This is a genomic window from Streptomyces sp. NPDC001315, assembly GCF_042896175.1.
GTDB lineage: Bacteria > Actinomycetota > Actinomycetes > Streptomycetales > Streptomycetaceae > Streptomyces.
This window is the reverse complement of record NZ_JBIAWZ010000001.1, coordinates 1,280,558-1,299,604: the sequence shown is the minus strand read 5'-3', so window position 1 is coordinate 1,299,604 and position 19,047 is coordinate 1,280,558. Positions and strand designations below refer to the sequence as shown.

17 protein-coding genes are annotated in these 19,047 nt (G+C 71.1%); 9 read left to right on the top strand and 8 right to left on the bottom strand.

What is annotated here, in order from left to right; all coding sequences use genetic code 11:
* Positions 1-3: 3 nt before the first annotated feature.
* The gene (locus ACFY16_RS05755; RefSeq protein WP_390645792.1) at positions 4-1,770 is read right to left on the bottom strand and encodes a phosphatidylglycerol lysyltransferase domain-containing protein; all 1,767 of its coding nucleotides are present in this window, start codon (positions 1,768-1,770) and stop codon (positions 4-6) included.
* Positions 1,771-1,832: 62 nt separating this feature from the next.
* Positions 1,833-2,921 (bottom strand): nicotinate-nucleotide--dimethylbenzimidazole phosphoribosyltransferase, encoded by a 1,089-nt coding sequence (gene cobT, locus ACFY16_RS05750; protein ID WP_390645791.1) that lies wholly within the window; start codon positions 2,919-2,921, stop codon positions 1,833-1,835.
* Between the two features lie 169 nt (positions 2,922-3,090).
* Here cobT and ACFY16_RS05745 point away from each other — a divergent pair, with 169 nt between their 5' ends.
* Entirely contained in the window at positions 3,091-4,194 is a 1,104-nt protein-coding gene (locus ACFY16_RS05745; RefSeq protein ID WP_390645790.1) for a class I SAM-dependent methyltransferase, read from the top strand.
* Positions 4,195-4,221: 27 nt separating this feature from the next.
* On the opposite strand, the gene ACFY16_RS05740 is transcribed toward ACFY16_RS05745, so the two are convergent.
* A complete protein-coding gene (locus tag ACFY16_RS05740) occupies positions 4,222-5,430 on the bottom strand; it encodes a bifunctional adenosylcobinamide kinase/adenosylcobinamide-phosphate guanylyltransferase (RefSeq protein ID WP_390645789.1) in 1,209 nt (402 codons plus the stop codon).
* Between the two features lie 239 nt (positions 5,431-5,669).
* Between ACFY16_RS05740 and ACFY16_RS05735 the strand changes: the two genes are divergently transcribed.
* Positions 5,670-5,882 carry a hypothetical protein gene (locus ACFY16_RS05735; protein ID WP_351142741.1) on the top strand — a complete coding sequence of 71 codons (213 nt, stop codon included), beginning with the start codon at positions 5,670-5,672 and terminating at the stop codon, positions 5,880-5,882.
* A 38-nt stretch (positions 5,883-5,920) separates the two neighbouring features.
* Here the strand turns inward: ACFY16_RS05735 and ACFY16_RS05730 are convergent, their stop codons facing one another.
* From ACFY16_RS05730 to ACFY16_RS05720, 3 genes are all read right to left on the bottom strand, one after another.
* Positions 5,921-6,994, bottom strand: a complete 1,074-nt coding sequence (locus ACFY16_RS05730) for a S1C family serine protease (protein WP_390645788.1) — start codon at positions 6,992-6,994, stop codon at positions 5,921-5,923.
* A gap of 228 nt (positions 6,995-7,222) precedes the next feature.
* Positions 7,223-7,924, bottom strand: coding sequence for a class I SAM-dependent methyltransferase (locus ACFY16_RS05725; protein ID WP_390646101.1), 702 nt, complete (start codon positions 7,922-7,924; stop codon positions 7,223-7,225).
* 83 nt (positions 7,925-8,007) lie between these two features.
* The gene (locus ACFY16_RS05720; protein ID WP_390645787.1) at positions 8,008-8,634 is read right to left on the bottom strand and encodes a DUF3043 domain-containing protein; all 627 of its coding nucleotides are present in this window, start codon (positions 8,632-8,634) and stop codon (positions 8,008-8,010) included.
* Positions 8,635-8,912: 278 nt separating this feature from the next.
* Between ACFY16_RS05720 and ACFY16_RS05715 the strand changes: the two genes are divergently transcribed.
* The 5 genes from ACFY16_RS05715 to ACFY16_RS05695 all read left to right on the top strand — a co-directional run bounded on the left by ACFY16_RS05715 (position 8,913) and on the right by ACFY16_RS05695 (position 15,309).
* Entirely contained in the window at positions 8,913-9,710 is a 798-nt protein-coding gene (locus ACFY16_RS05715) for a PspA/IM30 family protein (protein WP_390645786.1), read from the top strand.
* A gap of 50 nt (positions 9,711-9,760) precedes the next feature.
* Entirely contained in the window at positions 9,761-10,039 is a 279-nt protein-coding gene (locus tag ACFY16_RS05710) for a hypothetical protein (protein ID WP_390645785.1), read from the top strand.
* Between the two features lie 88 nt (positions 10,040-10,127).
* Positions 10,128-11,363 carry a sensor histidine kinase gene (locus ACFY16_RS05705; RefSeq protein WP_390645784.1) on the top strand — a complete coding sequence of 412 codons (1,236 nt, stop codon included), beginning with the start codon at positions 10,128-10,130 and terminating at the stop codon, positions 11,361-11,363.
* Positions 11,360-12,043, top strand: a complete 684-nt coding sequence (locus tag ACFY16_RS05700) for a response regulator (protein ID WP_390645783.1) — start codon at positions 11,360-11,362, stop codon at positions 12,041-12,043. The genes ACFY16_RS05705 and ACFY16_RS05700 overlap by 4 nt, the downstream gene beginning before the upstream one ends.
* A gap of 167 nt (positions 12,044-12,210) precedes the next feature.
* Complete coding sequence (locus ACFY16_RS05695) at positions 12,211-15,309, top strand: efflux RND transporter permease subunit (RefSeq protein WP_390645782.1); 3,099 nt, start codon at positions 12,211-12,213, stop codon at positions 15,307-15,309.
* Between the two features lie 123 nt (positions 15,310-15,432).
* Here the strand turns inward: ACFY16_RS05695 and ACFY16_RS05690 are convergent, their stop codons facing one another.
* Positions 15,433-16,308, bottom strand: a complete 876-nt coding sequence (locus tag ACFY16_RS05690; protein ID WP_390645781.1) for an RNA polymerase sigma-70 factor — start codon at positions 16,306-16,308, stop codon at positions 15,433-15,435.
* A gap of 260 nt (positions 16,309-16,568) precedes the next feature.
* Here ACFY16_RS05690 and ACFY16_RS05685 point away from each other — a divergent pair, with 260 nt between their 5' ends.
* Positions 16,569-17,054 (top strand): carboxymuconolactone decarboxylase family protein, encoded by a 486-nt coding sequence (locus ACFY16_RS05685; RefSeq protein WP_390645780.1) that lies wholly within the window; start codon positions 16,569-16,571, stop codon positions 17,052-17,054.
* Between the two features lie 121 nt (positions 17,055-17,175).
* Here ACFY16_RS05685 and nadA read toward each other — a convergent pair whose 3' ends face one another.
* The gene (nadA, locus tag ACFY16_RS05680; RefSeq protein WP_390645779.1) at positions 17,176-18,360 is read right to left on the bottom strand and encodes a quinolinate synthase NadA; all 1,185 of its coding nucleotides are present in this window, start codon (positions 18,358-18,360) and stop codon (positions 17,176-17,178) included.
* A gap of 305 nt (positions 18,361-18,665) precedes the next feature.
* Between nadA and ACFY16_RS05675 the strand changes: the two genes are divergently transcribed.
* Complete coding sequence (locus tag ACFY16_RS05675; protein WP_351142715.1) at positions 18,666-19,022, top strand: iron-sulfur cluster assembly accessory protein; 357 nt, start codon at positions 18,666-18,668, stop codon at positions 19,020-19,022.
* The last annotated feature ends 25 nt before the right edge of the window (positions 19,023-19,047 follow it).

Sequence of the window (19,047 nt, the reverse complement as noted above, 5' to 3'; positions counted from 1 at the left end):
GTCTCATCTGTGCGTGTCCAGGCGCCTGCGGTGCAGCAACTTCGGCAGCCCCGGCGCCTCCAGGAACCCCTCCGCCCGCGCCGACGCGACGCCGATGCGCAGCAGGTCCGCGCTCTTCTCGAAGAGCAGGAACCGCGGCTCCCAGATGGGCCGGTACTTGGCGTTGGCGCGATACAGCGACTCGATCTGCCACCAGCGCGAGAAGAAGCTGAGCAGCGACCGCCACAGCCTCAGCACCGGCCCGGCGCCGAGGCGTGCACCACGTTCGAAGACCGAACGGAACATGGCGAAGTTGAGCGAGACCTGCATGATCTTGATCTCGCGGGCCCGCCGCAGCAGCTCGATGACCATGAACTCCATCAGCCCGTTGTCGGAGTCCCGGTCCCGCCGCATGAGGTCGAGCGACAGCCCGTGCGGCCCCCACGGCACGAAGGAGAGCAGTGCCCTCAACTCCCCCTGCGCGTCCGTGCACTCGAGCATCACGCACCGCCCGTCCTCCGGGTCCGCGAGCCGGCCCAGCGCCATGCTGAACCCGCGCTCGGTCGCCCCGTCGCGCCAGTCGTCGGCGCGCCGGACGAGGTACGCCATCTCGTCCGCCGTGATGTCCTCGTGGCGCCGGATCCGTACGCCGTAGCCCGCCCGCTTCACCCGGTTGTACGCCTGCCGCACGGTCCGCATGGCCCGCCCCTCCAGCGTGAACTCGGCGACCTCCACGATCGCCTCGTCCCCGAGTTCGAGCGCGTCCAGGCCGTGCCGCCCGTACACTGTCCCGGCCTCCTCGCTCGCCCCCATCACGGCCGGAATCCACCCGTGCACCCGAGCCTCGGCGAGCCACGGCTCGATGGCCCCCGGCCACGCCTCCGGGTCCCCGATCGGGTCCCCGGACGCCAGCGACACCCCACCCACGACCCGGTAGGCGACCGCCGCCTTGCCCGTCGGCGACCAGACGACGCTCTTCTCCCGCCGCAGTGCGAAGTACCCCAGCGAGTCCCGCTCGCCCTGCTGCTCGAGCAGCGCCCGCAGCCGTTTCTCGTCGTCCTCGGTGAGCGGGTCGACGGCGCGTCGGGAGCGGAAGGCGGCGTAGAACACGGCCGGGACCAGCGCCGTACTGAGCACGTTGACGGCGACGTTGGCCCAGTTCGGCGGCGAGATCCCCGGGAAGCGGGACTCGTCGGCCGCGACCGAGACCAGCCGCAGCGTCCCGTACCACCATCGCTCCGGGAACGTCGAACGGCCCGCGTCCGCCGCCTGGTTGGTGACCGTCACCAGCAGCGCGGCCAGCAGGGAGGAGAGCAGCAGCCCGCCGACGCCGACGACGGCGGCGAGCCGGGGATTGGCGCGGTCGCCCTTGGCGTAGAACTCGCGCCGACCGACGAGGAGCACGCCGACGAAGGCCGCGGTCAGGCCCAGGGAGATCCAGTTCTGCGTGTACTGCCGGACCTCGGGCAATGCCATCGCGAGGGCGAACAGCAGCAGGAACGGCCCGCTGAGCCCGAGGTTCAGGATCCACGCGGCCCGCTTGCGGCGCCGCATGGTGACGGCCAGGAACGCGGTGAACACACCCGAGGCGAACCCGGCCGTCAGCAGGTACGGAGTGAAGAAGTTCTCCTGGTTGTGCCGCCGCACGTCCTGCCCCAGGGAGACCCACACCGCGCTGAGGAAGTTGACGAAGGCGACGGCCCGCAGATACCAGACGGCGAGGCCGGCGGCCCGCCGCGAGGCTCCGGTGCTACGGCGATCCCGGACAGGCGCGATTCGGACATCTCCCATGAAGGGCGATCATATGGGGGCGTCTCCCATGAACCGCTCTTTCGCCGCAGCCCTTTCTACGGCTACGCCTCCTGCTCCTCCTGCTCCTGCTCCTCCTCCTTCGCCTCCGGCTTCTCCGGCAGCTCCGCCGCCAGTGCCGCCGCGGCCTGCACCAGGGGCAGTGCCAGCAGGGCCCCCGCCCCTTCGCCGACGGTCACCCCCTGATCCAGCAGCGGCTCCAGCGCCATCCGGTCCAGCGCCTTGGCCTGGCCCGGCTCCCCGCTGCTGTGCCCGGCCAGCCACCAGTCCGGCGCCCGGAACGCGATCCGCTGACCCACCAGCGCGCACGCGGCCGCCACGACCCCGTCCAGCACCACCGGCATCTTCCGCACCGCGCTCTGCAGCAGGAACCCGGTCATCGCGGCGAGGTCGGCGCCGCCCACCGCCGCCAGCAGCCGCAGCTGGTCCCCGAGCACCGGCCGGGCCCGCCGCAGCGCGTCACGGATCGCCGCGCACTTGCGCATCCACGCGAGGTCGTCGATCGCGAGCCCGCCCCGCCCGGTCACCACGGACGCGTCGGTCCCGCACAGCGCGGCGACCAGCACCCCCGCCGCCGTGGTCCCGCCCACGCTCACATCGCCGAGCACCACCAGATCCGTACCGGAGTCGGCCTCCTCGTCGGCCACCGCGACCCCGGCCCGGAACGCGGCCTCCGCCTCCTCCAGGGTCAGTGCGTCCTCGACGTCGATGGACCCGCTGCCGCGCCGCACCCGATGCCGGACGACGGCTTCGGGCAGCGCGTCCGGCTCGCAGTCCAGGGCCATGTCCACCACCCGTACGGGCACCCCGAGCCGGCGGGCCAGCACGGAGACGGGCCGGCCGCCCTCCAGCACCTCGCGGACCAGCTCCGCGGCACTGCCCGCGGGCCGTGCGGAGACACCGCGTCCGGCGATCCCGTGGTCCCCGGCGAAGAGCACGACCCGCGGCTGTTCGACCGGTCGCACCGGCACGGCCGACTGGGCCGCGGCCAGCCACTCACCCAGGTCGTCGAGGCGCCCCAGCGATCCGGGCGGCACGATCTGACGCTCCCGGCGCGCCTCGGCGTCGCGGCGCACCCCGCCGTCGGGGCGCTCGATCAGATCGGTGAAGTCGTCGAGATTAAGCGAGCTCATTCGCCGAACAGTACCGGCACTGATCGAACGTGTCGGCGCCACATCGCCACCCCGCGGGCGTGACGTCGTTGCGCCCAAGATCGCGATCCCATACGTTCCACTTTGCGGTGAATTGGTAAGCCTTCGATCGTGCCCTGCCGTCGCCCTCTCGCCCCACCGGGAGCCGCACATGTCCGCCAAGCCCGTTCCGCCCCCCGCCTCCCCTTCCGTCCTCCACCCGGCCGAGCAGCGCCGCGCCCTCTACACCGCCGAACTCGCCCAGGGCACCGACCGCTTCCACGGGCCGCGCCGCGAGGACTGCCCCTGGTGCGGCTCGACCCGCCTGCGCACCCGCCTGCGCGCCCCCGACCTGCTCCAGGGCAAACCGGGCACGTTCGCCGTCGACGAGTGCGGGGACTGCGCGCACGCCTTCCAGAACCCCCGCCTGACCGCCGAAGGCCTGGCCTTCTACCACCGCGGCCTGCACGAAGGGCACCCCGACGAGGTCGCCGTCCTCGCGGAACGCGCCCTCGGGGCCCACGGCCGCCGCCGGCACCTGCGCGCCACCGCCCGCGCGATGCTGCCGTTCCCCGAGCCGGAGAGCTGGCTCGACGTGGGGACGGGCCACGCCCACTTCCCGGAGACCGCGAACGAACTGTTCCCCTACACCTCGTTCGACGGACTTGATCCCACGCCGCGGGTGGCGCGGGCCAGGGAGGCCGGCCGCGTCGAGGAGGCGTACGTGGGCCACCTGAGCATCCCGGAGATCACCACCCGGCTGCGCGCCCGCTACGACGTGGTGAGCGTGCTCCACCACCTGACGCACGTCCCGTACCCCCGCGAGGAACTTCGCGCCGCCCTCACGGCCCTCCGCCCCGGCGGCCACCTCCTGCTCGAACTCCCCGACCCGCGCAGCGCGTTCGCGACCCTGCTGGGCAAGTGGTGGCTCCCGTACGGCCAGCCTCGCCACCTCCACCTGATCCCGCTGTCCAACCTGCGCACGGAACTCGAGTCCCAGGGCTGCACGATCGTCACCACCGACCGCCGCGCCGCCCACGTCCCCCGCGACCTGGCCGGCGCGATGGCCCTGGCCCTGACCCGGGCCCTGCCCACACCGGACGCGCCTTGGAGAGCGGTCCCGCCCGGAGAGTTCCGGTGCCGGCTGCGCACGGCACTGCTCAAGACGAGTGCCCCCCTCGTCGCCGCGGCGGCGGCCCTGGACCACACCCTGGCCCCGCTGCTCCGCCACACCCGCTTCGCGAACACGTACCGCGTCATCGCCCGCAGGAACTGAACCCGCCGCGACGCTCACGCCCCACACTCACCCACGCAGCGTCAGCGCCTGCCCCGCCACCACCAGCAGCACCTGCTCACACTCACCGGCGAACGCGGCGTTCAGCCGCCCGAGTTCGTCCCGGTACCGCCGCCCCGACGCCGTGGCCGGCACGATCCCCGACCCCACCTCGTTCGACACGGCGACCACGGTCCGCCGGGTGGCGCGCACCGCCGCCGTCAGCTCCCGCACCCGCTTGCGCAGCGCCCGCTCACCGCCGTCCGCCCACGTCGCGTCGTCCCACGCCCCGACCGAGTCCATCGCGTCCGTCAGCCACAGCGACAGACAGTCGATCAGCAGCGGCGCCCCGTCCTCCGCCAGCAACGGCACCAGGTCGCACGTCTCCACCGTCCGCCACGATCCCGGACGCCGCTCCCGGTGCGCCGAGACCCGCGCCGCCCACTCCTGGTCGCCGCTGCGCGAACCGCCCGTGGCGACGTAGAGAACGTCGGGGAAGGCCTCCAGCCTGCGCTCGGCCTCCACCGACTTCCCGGACCGCGCGCCGCCCAGCACCAGCGTCCGCCGCGGTACGTCCGGTACGTCCTCGTACACCCCCACGGTCAGCGTCGACCCGTCCGGCACCGCCCGCGCCCCGGCCGCCGCGAGCCGCCGCCGCAACTCGGGCCCCGGCGGCACGTCGTGATCGAGGTGGACGGCGACGACGTCGGTCGTCGCCCCCACCGCCCTCACCGCCCGCAGCTTGGCGAGCGCGTCCGGTCGCCCCACGACATCGATGAGCACCATGTTGTACGGCGCCGACACCTCGTTCCCCTCCTCCAGACCTGCCGGCGCACACCCCGGCGGCAGATACAGCAGCCGCTGCCCGCCCGGCCCGGTCACCGCGTACCCCGTGCCCGGCGCGTCCATCGCCACCGCCCGCACCCGATGCCCCGTCAGCAGCGCCAACTCCCGCCCGTCCGGCACCCGCCCGGGCTGCGGCAGCCCGGCCGGCACCTCCAGTGCGGGCCCGTCGTGCGGATGCGACAGCAGCACCTGCCGTACGCCGCCCAGCGAAAGCCCGGCACGCGCCGCCGCGAAGGCCGCGCCGGGCGTCAGGTCCAGCAGCAGTGTGCCGTCCACCAGCAGCGCGGTGGCCGCCCGCGCATCGGCGCCGAGCGCGCACGCGCAGGCAGCGCAGGGACAGTCGGGGCGGGGGAGGCCCGCGGGGGCGCCGGTGCCGAGCAGAGTCAGTTCCACGGAGCCGATTTTCCCGTGCCGCCGGAGACAGCGCGCGTCCAGGTGCCGTGCCCGCACAGGCTCGGAGCCGTGACCGGGTGCGGCTGGGCCGCGTGGGCGCGGCCGGCCACGGATGAGCCGCGGCCGACGAACACCCGCGGTCCTCTGACCTCGCACCCAGCGGAGCGCATAGGCTCAGGGCAGGAGCCGGACCAAGATCCGGCTTCTGCTCTGCATGTGCTCACATCTGGGAGGCGTACATGGCGGCATGGCTGTGGCGGTTCGAGAAGGCCGACGGGACAGAGGTCCAGCCCGCGGTGCAGCCCGAGGAGTTCACGACGCAGGGGGACGCCGAGTCCTGGATCGGGGAGGTCTGGAAGGACCTGCTCGAAGGCGGCGCGGACCAGGTGCGGCTGTTCGAGGACTCCACGGAGATCTACGGGCCGATGAGCCTGCACGCCGAGGAGTCCTGAGCCCTGGGGCGAGGGCTGTCGGCCGGCCCTCGCCCGCCTCACTGCTCGCCCAGCGTCACATCCACGGTCTTCTCGACGCCGTCGCGCGTGAACGTCACCGTGGTCCTGTCCCCGGGCTGGTGCGCCACGAGTGCCTCCGACAGCGAGGTGATCGACGTGATGGCCACGCGGCCCAGCCTGGTGATGATGTCCCCGGGCTCGATGCCGGCCTGGGCGGCGGCGTCGCCGCTCTTCACTTCCACCACGGCGACCCCGGCGGCCCGGTAGTTCTCGTCGACGACCGTACGGCCGACGATGCCGAGCGCCGCCCGGCCCGAGTCGGTGACCTTGCCCTCACTGACGATCTGGTCGGCGATCGTCTTCACCATCGAGGCGGGGATCGCGAACCCGATCCCGGGTGCCGCGCCGCCCCCGATGTCGGGGTCGGTGGCGGCGAGCGTCGGGATGCCGATGACCTGGCCGTCGAGGTTGACGAGCGCGCCCCCGCTGTTGCCGGGGTTGATGGCCGCGGAGGTCTGCACCATGTTGCCGATGGTGGCTCCGGTGCCCCCGCCCGTCCGCCCCTCGCTGACCGTCCGCCCCGTCGCGGACACGATGCCCTGGGTCACGCTGGACGACAGCCCGAGCGGCGAGCCCATCGCCAGCACGATCTGCCCCACCTCGACCTTGGCGGAGTCCCCCAGGGTCGCGGCCTTCAGCCCTTCCGGCACCTTGTCGAGCTTGATGACGGCGAGGTCCTGCTCCGGGTACGAGTAGACGAGGCTCGCGGTCAGCGGGTCCTCGCTGTTGGCGGTCGTCACCCGGAAGGTCTTCTCGTTCCCCACCACGTGCGCGTTGGTGACGATGTGCCCCTTGTCGTCGTAGACGACCCCCGACCCCAGGTCACTGCCGGCCTGGATCTGCACGACCGACGGCAGAACGTCCCTGATCACCCTCTGGTAGTCGCTCTGCAGGTCGCTGCCCGACTTGGGCACCGCGGCCTCCTGTGCGGCGGCCTGCCTCGTCGAGTCCTCCTCCTTGCCCGGCGAACCGGAATCGGAACACCCGGAGACGAGCACGGCGAAGCAGACGAGAGCGACCACCCGACGGGCACGCGCAAGAGAAGCGTCCATGCCCCGAGTCTCTCTTCGGAGTGAATGTCCGGCTTGCCCTGCTCACCCGAACGAGCACACCACCGAGGCCGGCCCGCGTCCGTCGGGGCCTCAGCCCGGAACCCGCCGGGGACTCATCCCGGCACTCGCGGGGGACTCAGCCCCGCATCCGCCGGGACCCAGCCCGGCACACCCGCGGGGACTCAGCCCCGCATCCGCCGGGACCCAGCCCGGCACACCCGCGGGGACTCAGCCCCGCACCCCGCACAGGTGCAGCAGCGCCGCGACTCCCCGGTACGGATCCGTCCGCCCGGCCCGTTCCTCGGCCGCCAGGAGCGTCTCGATGTCGGCGGGTGATTCGGTGCCGTCCGCCGCGGTGTCCGTGAAGATCCGCACTCCGTACCAGGCGTGCAGGGGTGCGCCGATGCCGGCGAGTGTGGCGGTCAGTGTGGCGAGGCGGTCCGCGCGCACGTCGAGACCGAGCCGGTTGCGGTAGGCCGTGGTGTCGAAGGCGCCCAGTGCTCCCGCCCAGTCCCCGGACAGGCCCGGCCGCATCGCGAGCGCGTCCGCGTTGCGCACCAGCAGCGACAGCAGGCCGCCCGGCGCGAGCATGCGCGCGAGCCCGGCCAGCAGCGGGTCGGGCTCCTCGACGTACATGAGGACGCCGTGGCAGAGCACGACGTCGAAGCTGCCCGGCAGGAAGTGCACCCCGGTGTCCCGGCCGTCGCCCTCGATGATCCGCATGCGGTCGCGGATCCCCTCCGGCTCCGACGCCAGTGTCTCGCGCGCGGTCGCGATCATCTTCGCGTCCTGTTCGAGCCCGGTCACCTGGTGCCCGGCCCGGGCCAGCCGCAGCGCCTGCGTGCCCTGGCCCATCCCGACGTCCAGCACCCGCAGCCGCTGCCCGACGGGAAACCGCCCGGCTATCTGCTCATCGAGCTGCCGGGCCACCAGCTCCTGCCGTACCACGTTCCGCAGCCCGCCCAGCTTGCTCAGCCAGGCATCGGCGGCGCCCCCGGAGAACGACGTAGTGCTCAGGGTCGCTCTCCGCGCTTGACCTGCGGCTTGGGCAGCCGGAGCCGGCGCATCTGGAGGGAGCGCATCAGGGCGTAGGCGACCGCGCCCCGCCTGTTCTGGTCGGGGAAGCGCTCGGCCAGCCGCTTCTTCAGGCGGAAGCCGGAGAGGATCGAGTCGAGCACGATGAGCACGATCACCACGAGCCACAGCAGCAGCGCGATGCTCTGCAGCGAGCCCACCCGCACCATGCTCAGCACGAGGATGACCACGGCCATCGGCAGGAAGAACTCCGCGATGTTGAAGCGCGAGTCGATGTAGTCACGCGCGAACTTGCGGACCGGGCCCTTGTCACGGGCCGGAAGGTACCGCTCGTCGCCGCTGGCCAGCGCCTGGCGCTGCCGGTCCATGGCTTGGCGGCGCTCCTCGCGCTGCCGCTTGGCGGCGTCCTTGCGCGACAGCGACGTATTGGCGACGCTGCGGCGCTGGGACTGGGCCTCACTCCGCTTGGGTGTGGGCCTGCCCTTCGGGGCCTGCGGGTCACGGGTCTGCTTGGAGTCGGTCACCTGCGCCTTGTCGGCGGGGGCCTTCTCTTCCTTGGCACGGCTACGGAACACAAAACCCAAGGGTACGTGGTGCGGAGGCATGGACCCCAGCCCGGCCGGGAACGATCCGGCAACACCGGTCGTCTGTAGGGGGACAGAGGGGACGTTGCAGACGGTTCACCCGGCGAACACCCCGGGGGTCACCGCCGGCAACCCCGGGAGCCACCTACTCCTCACGCCGGAGCAGGACCGTCAGCAGTCGTCCTTGGGGATGAGCGCATCCGTCCCCGAACAGTGCGGTAATGGATGCAGGGCCCGTACTGTGGGTTCTGTTGCAGTCGCTGGAGCTGGAGTCCGTCAGAAGGGGGCGCGCGAAGCCCATGAGCGGTGTCATGAAGCGTATGGGGATGATCTTCCGCGCGAAGGCGAACAAGGCCCTTGACCGGGCCGAGGACCCGCGCGAGACCCTCGATTACTCGTACCAGAAACAGCTGGAGCTGCTCCAGAAGGTGCGCCGCGGCGTCGCCGACGTGGCGACCTCGCGCAAGCGCCTGGAACTCCAGCTCAACCAGTTGCAGCAGCAGTCGACCAAGCTGGAGGACCAGGGCCGCAAGGCGCTCGCGCTGGGCCGTGAGGACCTGGCCCGTGAGGCGCTCTCCCGCCGTGCCGCGCTCCAGCAGCAGGTGACGGACCTCGAGACGCAGCACGCGACGCTCCAGGGCGAGGAGGAGAAGCTCACCCTGGCGGCCCAGCGACTCCAGGCCAAGGTCGACGCCTTCCGTACGAAGAAGGAGACGATCAAGGCGACCTACACGGCGGCCCAGGCCCAGACCCGGATCGGCGAGGCCTTCTCCGGCATCTCCGAGGAGATGGGCGACGTCGGCCTGGCCATCCAGCGCGCCGAGGACAAGACCGCCCAGCTCCAGGCCCGCGCCGGCGCGCTCGACGAACTGATGGCCTCGGGCGCCCTCGACGACCCCACCGGCATGGCCAAGGACGACCTCACGGCCGAGCTGGACCGGCTCTCCGGTGGTACGGATGTAGAGCTGGAGCTGCAGCGCATGAAGGCGGAGCTGGCCGGCGGCACGTCGTCCGGACAGCAGGCCATCGAAGGCGGCACGGGCCAGTCGCAGTCCCAGCAGCAGCCGCAGGACACCCCGCGCTTCGACAAGCAGTAGTCAGCAGTGATCAACGGACCGCAGCCGGGGCCCACGCCGAGGAGGGCGACATGATCGTACGGATCATGGGGGAGGGGCAGGTGAGGCTGGCCGACAGCCACCTCACCGAGCTGAACAAGCTGGACGACGAGCTTCTGGCCGAGGTGGAGAAGGGCGACGGCCCCGGCTTCCGCCGCACCCTCCAGGCCCTCCTCACCAAGGTCCGCGACCTGGGCCAGCCCCTCCCGGACGACTCCCTGGAACCGTCGGAGCTCATCCTCCCCTCCGAGGACGCGACCTTGGAGGAAGTCCGGGACCTGCTGAGCGACGACGGCCTCATCCCCGGCTGACACCTGCCGTACCGGGACCCTTACAGACCGTGCGGGGGTTACGCCGACACCTGTTCCGGCGCCGACGACTCCCCCGTACTGTTCAACCGTGAGCACCCTCGAACGCGCCCGACTCCGGCTGAAAGCGCACCCCCTGGCGCTGGACGCGGCGCTGGCGGCGGGCGTGCTTGTCTGCATGGTGGCCGGTTCCTTCGTGGAGCCGCGCGGTGACAACGGCGTCAGCTGGAGCATCCGCACCCCGGACCCCCTCAGCCTCGTCCTGATCACCCTCGGCGCCGTGGCCCTCGTCTTCCGCCGCAGCGCCCCCATCACGGTCCTCGCCCTCACCGGCACCTTCGCCCTCGTCGAGAACGTCACCGGCGACCCCCGCGCCCCCGTCGTGATGAGCGCCGTCATCGCCCTCTACACCGTCGCCTCCACCACCGACCGTCCCACCACCTGGCGCGCGGGCCTGCTCACCATGAGCGTCCTGACCGGCGCGTCCATGCTCGCCGGCCCCCTCCCCTGGTACGCCCAGGAGAACCTCGCCGTCTTCGCCTGGACCGGCATCGGCGCCACCGCAGGAGACGCCGTCCGCAGCCGCCGCGCCGTCGTCCAGGCCATCCGCGACCGCGCCGACCGCGCCGAACGCACCCGCGAGGAGGAGGCCCGCCGCCGGGTCGCCGAGGAACGCCTGCGCATCGCCCGCGACCTGCACGACGTCGTCGCCCACCACATCGCCCTGGTCAACGTCCAGGCCGGGGTCGCCGCCCACGTCATGGACAAGCGCCCCGACCAGGCCAAGGAGGCCCTCGCCCACGTACGCGAGGCCAGCCGCTCCGCGCTCAACGAACTGCGCGCCACCGTCGGCCTGCTCCGCCAGTCCGGCGACCCCGAGGCCCCCACCGAGCCCGCTCCGGGCCTCGACCGCCTGGACGAGCTCACCGGCACCTTCCGCAGCGCCGGCCTCCAGGTCGAGGTGGCCCGCGCCGACCAGGGCACCACCCTCCCCGCCGCGGTCGACCTGGCCGCCTACCGCGTCATCCAGGAAGCCCTCACCAACGTGCAGAAGCACGCGGGCCCCGAAGCCAAGGCCGAGGTCAGCGTCGTACGCGTGGGACCGCACATCGAGATCACCGTCCTCGACAACGGCCGCCCCGCCCCCCAGGACGACACCTCCTGCGTCGGGGGCGGCCACGGGCTGCTCGGCATGCGCGAGCGCGTCACCGCCCTGCGCGGCACCCTCACCACCGGTCCCCGGTACGGCGGCGGCTTCCGCGTCCATGCGATCCTGCCCGTCAAGACCCGCACAGCCGCCGCGGGAGAGCCGGGGGAGCCCGTATGACCATCCGTGTCCTGCTCGCCGACGACCAGGCCCTGCTCCGCAGCGCCTTCCGGGTGCTCGTCGACTCCGAGCCCGACATGGAGGTGGTGGGGGAGGCGTCCGACGGCGCGGAGGCGGTCCGGCTGGCCAAGGAGGAACGCGCCGACGTCGTCCTGATGGACATCCGCATGCCCGGCACGGACGGCCTCGCGGCCACCCGCCTGATCAGCGCCGACCCGGCCCTGGACCAGGTCCGGGTGGTCATCCTGACGACCTTCGAGGTCGACGACTACGTCGTGCAGTCGCTGCGCGCCGGCGCCTCCGGGTTCCTGGGCAAGGGCAGCGAGCCGGAGGAACTCCTCAACGCCATCCGGGTCGCGGCCGGCGGCGAGGCCCTGCTGTCCCCGGCCGCCACCAAGGGCCTGATCGCCCGCTTCCTCGCGCAGGGCGACGCGGCGGACGAGGCCTCCGACCCGGTCCGCTCCGAGCGGCTCGGAACGCTCACCGTGCGCGAGCGCGAGGTGCTCGTCCAGGTCGCCGGAGGCCACTCCAACGACGAGATCGCCGAACGCCTCGAGGTCAGCCCGCTCACGGTGAAGACGCACGTCAACCGGGCCATGGCCAAGCTCGGCGCCCGGGACCGGGCCCAGCTCGTCGTGATCGCGTACGAGTCCGGCCTGGTACGCCCGAGGGTGGACTGAGCTGGACCCGGCCGTACTGCGCCGGGAGTATGCGCCGTATAAGGAAATGGACCTGGGGCCTAGGGATCACCCCCGGGAGATGGCTCAGGGTGTAGGAGCGGGCGCTCCCCTGTGCAGGGGCGTGCGTTCCGTGACTTCTGCCGCTCCCAGAAGAGAGACCCTGATCCATGTCCTGGCTGTCCAGGTTCAGCCTCGCGCAACGGGCCCTGATAGGCCTGATGTCCATCATCGCGATCGCCTTCGGCGCGATCGCGATTCCGCAGCTCAAGCAGCAACTCCTCCCCACCATCGAACTGCCCATGGTGTCGGTGCTGGCGCCCTACCAGGGAGCGTCCCCGGACGTCGTCGAGAAGCAGGTCGTCGAGCCGATCGAGGACACCCTCGACGCCGTCGACGGCATCTCGGGCGTCACCTCCACGGCCAGCGAGGGCAACGCCGTGATCGTGGCGTCCTTCGACTACGGCAACGACTCCAAGCAGCTCGTCGCCGACGTCCAGCAGGCCGTAAACCGGGCCCGGGCCCAGCTCCCGGACGACGTGGACCCGCAGGTCGTCGCCGGTTCGACGGACGACATGCCGACCGTCGTCCTCGCCGTGACCTCCGGCCAGGACCAGCAGGCCCTGGCCGACCAGCTCGACCGCACGGTCGTACCGGACCTGAAGGACATCGACGGCGTCGGCCAGGTCACCGTCAACGGCGTACGCGACCTCCAGGTCACCGTCACCCCCGACGACGCGAAACTGGCGAAGGCGGGTCTGACCACGGCCGCCCTCGCCCAGGCCCTCCAGGCGGGCGGCGCGACCGTCTCGGCCGGTTCCTTCGACGAGGCCGGCAAGAACCGCACCGTCCAGGTCGGCGGCGGCTTCACCTCGCTGAAGCAGATCGAGGACCTGATGGTGACGGGCGGGAAGCGCCCGGTCGGTCTTGCCGACGTGGCGACGGTGAAGCAGCAGGAGGCCCCGGCCGACTCCATCACCCGCACGAACGGCAGGCCGAGCCTCGCCGTGATGGTCACCATGGACCACGACGGCAGCGCGGTCGCCATCTCGAACGCCGTCGACGACAAACTGCCGGACATGCGCAAGGACCTGGGCTCCGGCGCGACGATCACGGTCGTCAGCGACCAGGGCCCCGCCGTGTCGAAGTCGATCAAGGGCCTGACCACGGAGGGCGCGCTGGGCCTGCTCTTCGCGGTCCTCGTCATCCTGGTCTTCCTGGCGTCGGTCCGCTCGACGCTGGTGACGGCGGTGAGCATCCCGCTGTCCGTGGTGCTGGCCCTGATCGTCCTGTGGACCAGGGACCTCTCCCTGAACATGCTGACGCTGGGCGCGCTGACGATCGCGATCGGCCGGGTGGTGGACGACTCGATCGTCGTCCTGGAGAACATCAAGCGCCACCTCGGCTACGGCGAGGAGCGCCAGGCCGCGATCCTGAACGCGGTCCGCGAGGTGGCCGGCGCGGTCACCTCCTCGACCCTGACCACGGTCGCGGTCTTCCTCCCGATCGGTCTGGTCGGCGGCATGGTGGGCGCGCTGTTCGGCTCGTTCAGCATCACCGTGACGGCGGCCCTGCTGGCCTCCCTCCTCGTCTCGCTGACGGTCGTCCCGGTCCTGTCGTACTGGTTCCTGCGCGCCCCCAAGGGCACCCCGGCGGACGCGGCGGAGGCCCGCCGCAAGGCGGAGGAGAAGGAAGCGAGCAGCCGCCTCCAGCGCGTCTACGTCCCCGTCCTGCGCTTCGCGACCCGCCGCCGTCTGACGAGCGTGGCGATCGCGGTGGTGGTCCTGATCGGCACCTTCGCCATGGCCCCGCTCCTGAAGACGAACTTCTTCGACCAGGGCGACCAGGAAGTCCTCACCGTCAAGCAGGAACTGGCGCCGGGCACGAGCCTGACGGCGACCGACGAGCAGGCGCAGAAGGTCGAGAAGCTGCTCGCCGGGGTGAAGGGCGTCAAGGACTACCAGGTCACCGTCGGTTCGTCCGGCTTCATGGCGGCCTTCGGCGGCGGCACCGGCACCAACCAGGCGTCGTACCAGGTCATGCTGGACGACTCGGCCTCGTACGAGGACGTGCAGAACCGCATCGAGGACGGTCTGAAGGCCCTGAAGGGCATCGGCACGACCACGGTCGCCGCCGGTGACGGCTTCGGCAACCAGGACCTGAGCGTGGTCGTCAAGGCGGCCGACGCGGACGTGCTGCGCAAGGCGGCGGGAGAGGTCCGCGACGCGGTGGCCGGCCTGGACGACGTCACGGACGTCACCAGCGACCTGGCGCAGAGCGTGCCGCGCATCTCGGTCAAGGCGAACCCGAAGGCCGCCGCGGCGGGCTTCGACGACCAGACGCTGGGCGCGGCGGTGGCTCAGGCGGTACGGGGTACGACGGCCGCGAAAGCGATCGTCGACGACACCGAGCGCGATGTGGTCATCAAGTCGGCCAAGCCGGCCCAGACCCTGAAGCAGCTTCAGGAACTGCGCCTGGGCGCGGTGAAGCTGGGCGACATCGCGACGGTGAAGCTGGTGGACGGCCCGGTCTCGATGACCCGTATCGACGGCCAGCGAGCGGCGACCATCACCGCCAAGCCGACCGGCGACAACACGGGCGCGGTGAGCGCCGACCTCACCTCGAAGCTCGACTCCCTGAAGCTCCCGGCGGGCGCGACGGCGGAGATCGGCGGCGTCTCCCAGAACCAGGACGACGCGTTCAAGAACCTCGCCCTGGCGATGCTGGCGGCGATCGCGATCGTCTTCATGCTGCTGGTGGCGACGTTCCGCTCGCTCGCCCAGCCGCTGATCCTGCTCGTCTCGATCCCGTTCGCGGCGACCGGCGCGATCGGCCTCCTGCTGGCCACGGGCACCCCGATGGGCGTACCGGCGATGATCGGCATGCTGATGCTGATCGGCATCGTGGTGACGAACGCGATCGTGCTGATCGACCTGATCAACCAGTACAGGCGACAGGGTTACGGCGTCGTCGAGGCCGTGGTGGAGGGTGGCCGCCACCGTCTGCGGCCGATCCTGATGACGGCGTTGGCGACGATCTTCGCGCTGCTGCCGATGGCGCTGGGCGTCACGGGTGAGGGCGGCTTCATCGCGCAGCCGCTGGCGGTGGTGGTGATCGGTGGGCTCATCACGTCGACCTTGCTGACCCTTCTTCTGGTTCCGACGCTGTACGCGATGCTCGAGCTTCGCAAGGAGCGCCGGGCGAAGAAGCGGGCGGCGAAGAGGGAGACGAAGACGGAGAAGACGGCGTTGGAGCCGGCGGGAGTGTGACGGCTTGACGGCGTGACGGCCGGGTCCCGTGCGTGGACGCACGGGACCCGGCCGTTTCCATTACGTCTTCCGGGAGTTGACGAATGCCTCCCGGGCGACGGCTGGGACGACGAGCACGGGGACTCAGCGGCTCACAGCGGTCTCCCTCTCGACCCGTGACAGCTTCTCGGGATTGCGCACGGCGTAGAGCCCGGTGATGAGGCCGTCGTCGATGCGCACCGCCAAGACGGTGTCGATCCGGCCGTTGAGCCGGAGAATCAACGCCGGATGGCCATTGACCTGTGCCGACCTCAGCGACGCCGCGGCGCCGAACCTGGTCAGCCCGGCGACCAGAGGGGCCACCTTGTCGGCTCCCACGACAGGCGACAGCGCGGCCTGCACGACTCCGCCACCGTCGCCCAACAGGACGACATCCGGCGCGAGGACGCCGAGCAGCCGTTGCAGATCGCCCGTTTCGACCGCGCGTCGGAAGGCGTCGAGTGCGTCTCGGGCCTCGGCCGGAGAAACGACCCCGCGCGGTCGGCGCGCCGCGACGTGCGCTCGCGCGCGGTGGGCGATCTGGCGGACCGCGGCCGGGTTCTTGTCGACGGCTTCCGCGATCTCGTCGTATTCCAGATCGAACACCTCGCGCAGCACGAACACCGCCCGCTCGGTCGGGCCGAGTGTCTCCAGCACCAGCAGCATCGCCATCGAGACGCTGTCCGCCAGCTCGACGTCCTCGGCCACGTCGGGGGCGGTCAACAGCGGCTCGGGCAACCAGGGTCCGACGTAGGACTCCTTGCGCCGGCGGAGCGTACGCAGCCGCATCAGCGCCTGGCGCGTGGTGATCCGCACCAGGTAGGTACGTTGCTGGCGCACGGTGTCGAGGTCGACGTTCGCCCAGCGCAGCCAGGTCTCCTGAAGGACGTCCTCGGCGTCGGCGGCAGAGCCGAGCATCTCGTAGGCGACGGTGAACAGCAGGTTGCGGTGGGCGACGAACGCCTCGGTGGCGGAGTTCATCCGGTCACCACGAGCAAGTGGCCCGGCTGTGTCCCTTGTTCGCCCGCCGCTCTCGCTCATAGCTGACTCCCACCTGTCCGCTCTCGATCGGTCCACACGCACAAGATGCCGGTCTCCCCTGCTTTGTGACACCCGGTTTCAGTGACGCGCGTCACACGACCGTCGTTGTCACAAGGACCGGGGCGTCGGCATCTCGTGTTCGTCAGGACGCCGTGCGAACGATCCGCGCGGCACGCCACTTCAGAGGTGAGGACGAAGCCATGGAACCCCGTATCAACCTGATGACCAACGAGATCGGCGCCAAGGTCGGCAAGCGGATCTACAACGTCAGCCTGGCGATCCGGGAGTCGTCGCTGCCCAAGGCCCTTCAGGACCTGGTGGAGTTGCGCGCCAGCCAGATCAACGGCTGCGGTTGGTGCGTCGACGTGCACACCAAGGAAGCCGCGGCCGCCGGTGAGACCTCGCTCCGGCTCCACCTGGTCGCCGCCTGGCGCGAGTCCACCGTGTTCACCGAGGCCGAGCGGGCCGCGCTGGCGCTGACCGAGGAGGGCACCCGGCTCGCCGACGCCCACCACGGCGTGTCCGACGAGACCTGGGCCCAGGTGCGCAAGCACTACGACGACGATCAGATCGCCGCGCTCGTCTCCCTGGTCGCCATGATCAACGCCGCCAACCGGCTCGGCGTGATCACACGCACGCAGGGAGGTTCCTACGACCCCGGCATGTTCGCCGGCCTGTCGAGCTGACCGGCAGGTGAAGTGCGGCCCGGCAGGGCGATCAGCCGGGCTGTCGTCTCCCTGGCGAGCGAACAGCAAGATGCCCCTTCGGAAGGAAGGGGCATCTTGGTATCTCCTGGGAAGCCGAGCCCTACGGCAGCGCCAGCATCCGCTCCAGCGCCAGCTTCGCGAACGCCTCGGTCTCCTTGTCGACCTCGATGCGGTTGACGAGGTTGCCCTCGGCCAGCGACTCCAGGGTCCACACCAGGTGGGGGAGGTCGATGCGGTTCATGGTCGAGCAGAAGCAGACCGTCTTGTCGAGGAAGACGATCTCCTTGCCCTCGGGCGCGAAACGGTTCGCCAGGCGGCGGACCAGGTTCAGCTCCGTGCCGATGGCCCACTTGGAGCCGGCCGGGGCGGCCTCCAGCGCCTTGATGATGTACTCGGTCGAACCGACGTGGTCCGCCGCGGCCACGACCTCGTGCTTGCACTCGGGGTGCACCAGGACGTTCACGCCCGGGATGCGCTCGCGCACGTCGTTCACCGAGTCCAGCGAGAAACGGCCGTGGACCGAGCAGTGGCCGCGCCACAGGATCATCTTCGCGTCGCGCAGTTGCTCCGCCGTCAGGCCGCCGTTCGGCTTGTGCGGGTTGTAGAGGACGCAGTCCTCCAGCGACATGCCCATGTCGCGGACCGCGGTGTTCCGGCCGAGGTGCTGGTCGGGGAGGAACAGGACCTTCTCACCCTGCTCGAACGCCCAGTCCAGCGCCCTCTTGGCGTTCGACGAGGTGCAGATCGTGCCCCCGTGCTTGCCCGTGAACGCCTTGATGTCCGCGGACGAGTTCATGTACGAGACCGGGACGACCTGCTCGGCGATGCCGGCCTCGGTCAGCACGTCCCAGCACTCGGCGACCTGCTCGGCGGTCGCCATGTCGGCCATGGAGCAGCCGGCGGCGAGGTCGGGAAGGACGACCTTCTGGTCGTCGCCGGTCAGGATGTCCGCGGACTCCGCCATGAAGTGCACACCGCAGAACACGATGTACTCGGCCTCCGGGCGTGCGGCCGCGTCCCGGGCCAGCTTGAAGGAGTCGCCCGTGACGTCCGCGAACTGGATGACCTCGTCGCGCTGGTAGTGGTGGCCGAGCACGAAGACCTTGTCGCCGAGCTTTTCCTTGGCCGCGCGGGCGCGCTCGACCAGGTCCGGGTCGGACGGTGAGGGGAGGTCGCCGGGACACTCGACGCCGCGCTCGCTCTTCGGGTCGGCCTCACGGCCGAGGAGCAGCAGGGCGAGGGGCGTCGGCTGTACGTCGAGCTCCTGGGTCTGGGCGGTGGTCACGGCACGCACCCTTTCTGTTCTGCGGCTCGTCGGCTCGGACATCGGGCCGACGCTACTTTTCGTCGAAATGACGCTATCTATCATAACCGCTTCACGTCACTTTGACGATGGCCATAGTGTCGGTGTGACATGAATCCCGATCAGCCGTTTTCCGCTTTCCGTCACGTGTGCGAGCATGAACAGGGGACTTCGAAGGTAGGAACCGAAGGAACCCGAAAGACACGCGCCCGGCCCGGAATGAATCCGCGGCCCCGCCGGTTGCAACCGTCGGCAAGCAGTCTCCGTACAACCCGGGAGAGATGTAGATGTCCGTATCGGACGAGACCACCACCGTCACCGACGGCATCATCCTGACCGACGCCGCCGCGTCCAAGGTCAAGGCCCTGCTCGACCAGGAAGGCCGCGAGGACCTCGCCCTGCGCGTCGCCGTTCAGCCCGGCGGCTGCTCCGGCCTGCGCTACCAGCTGTTCTTCGACGAGCGTTCCCTCGACGGTGACGTGGTCAAGGACTTCGGCGGAGTCAAGGTCGTCACCGACCGTATGAGCGCCCCGTACCTGGGCGGCGCGTCCATCGACTTCGTGGACACGATCGAGAAGCAGGGCTTCACGATCGACAACCCGAACGCGACGGGCTCCTGCGCCTGCGGTGACTCCTTCAGCTGAGCCCTGGCGACTCGGCAGCCTGAGC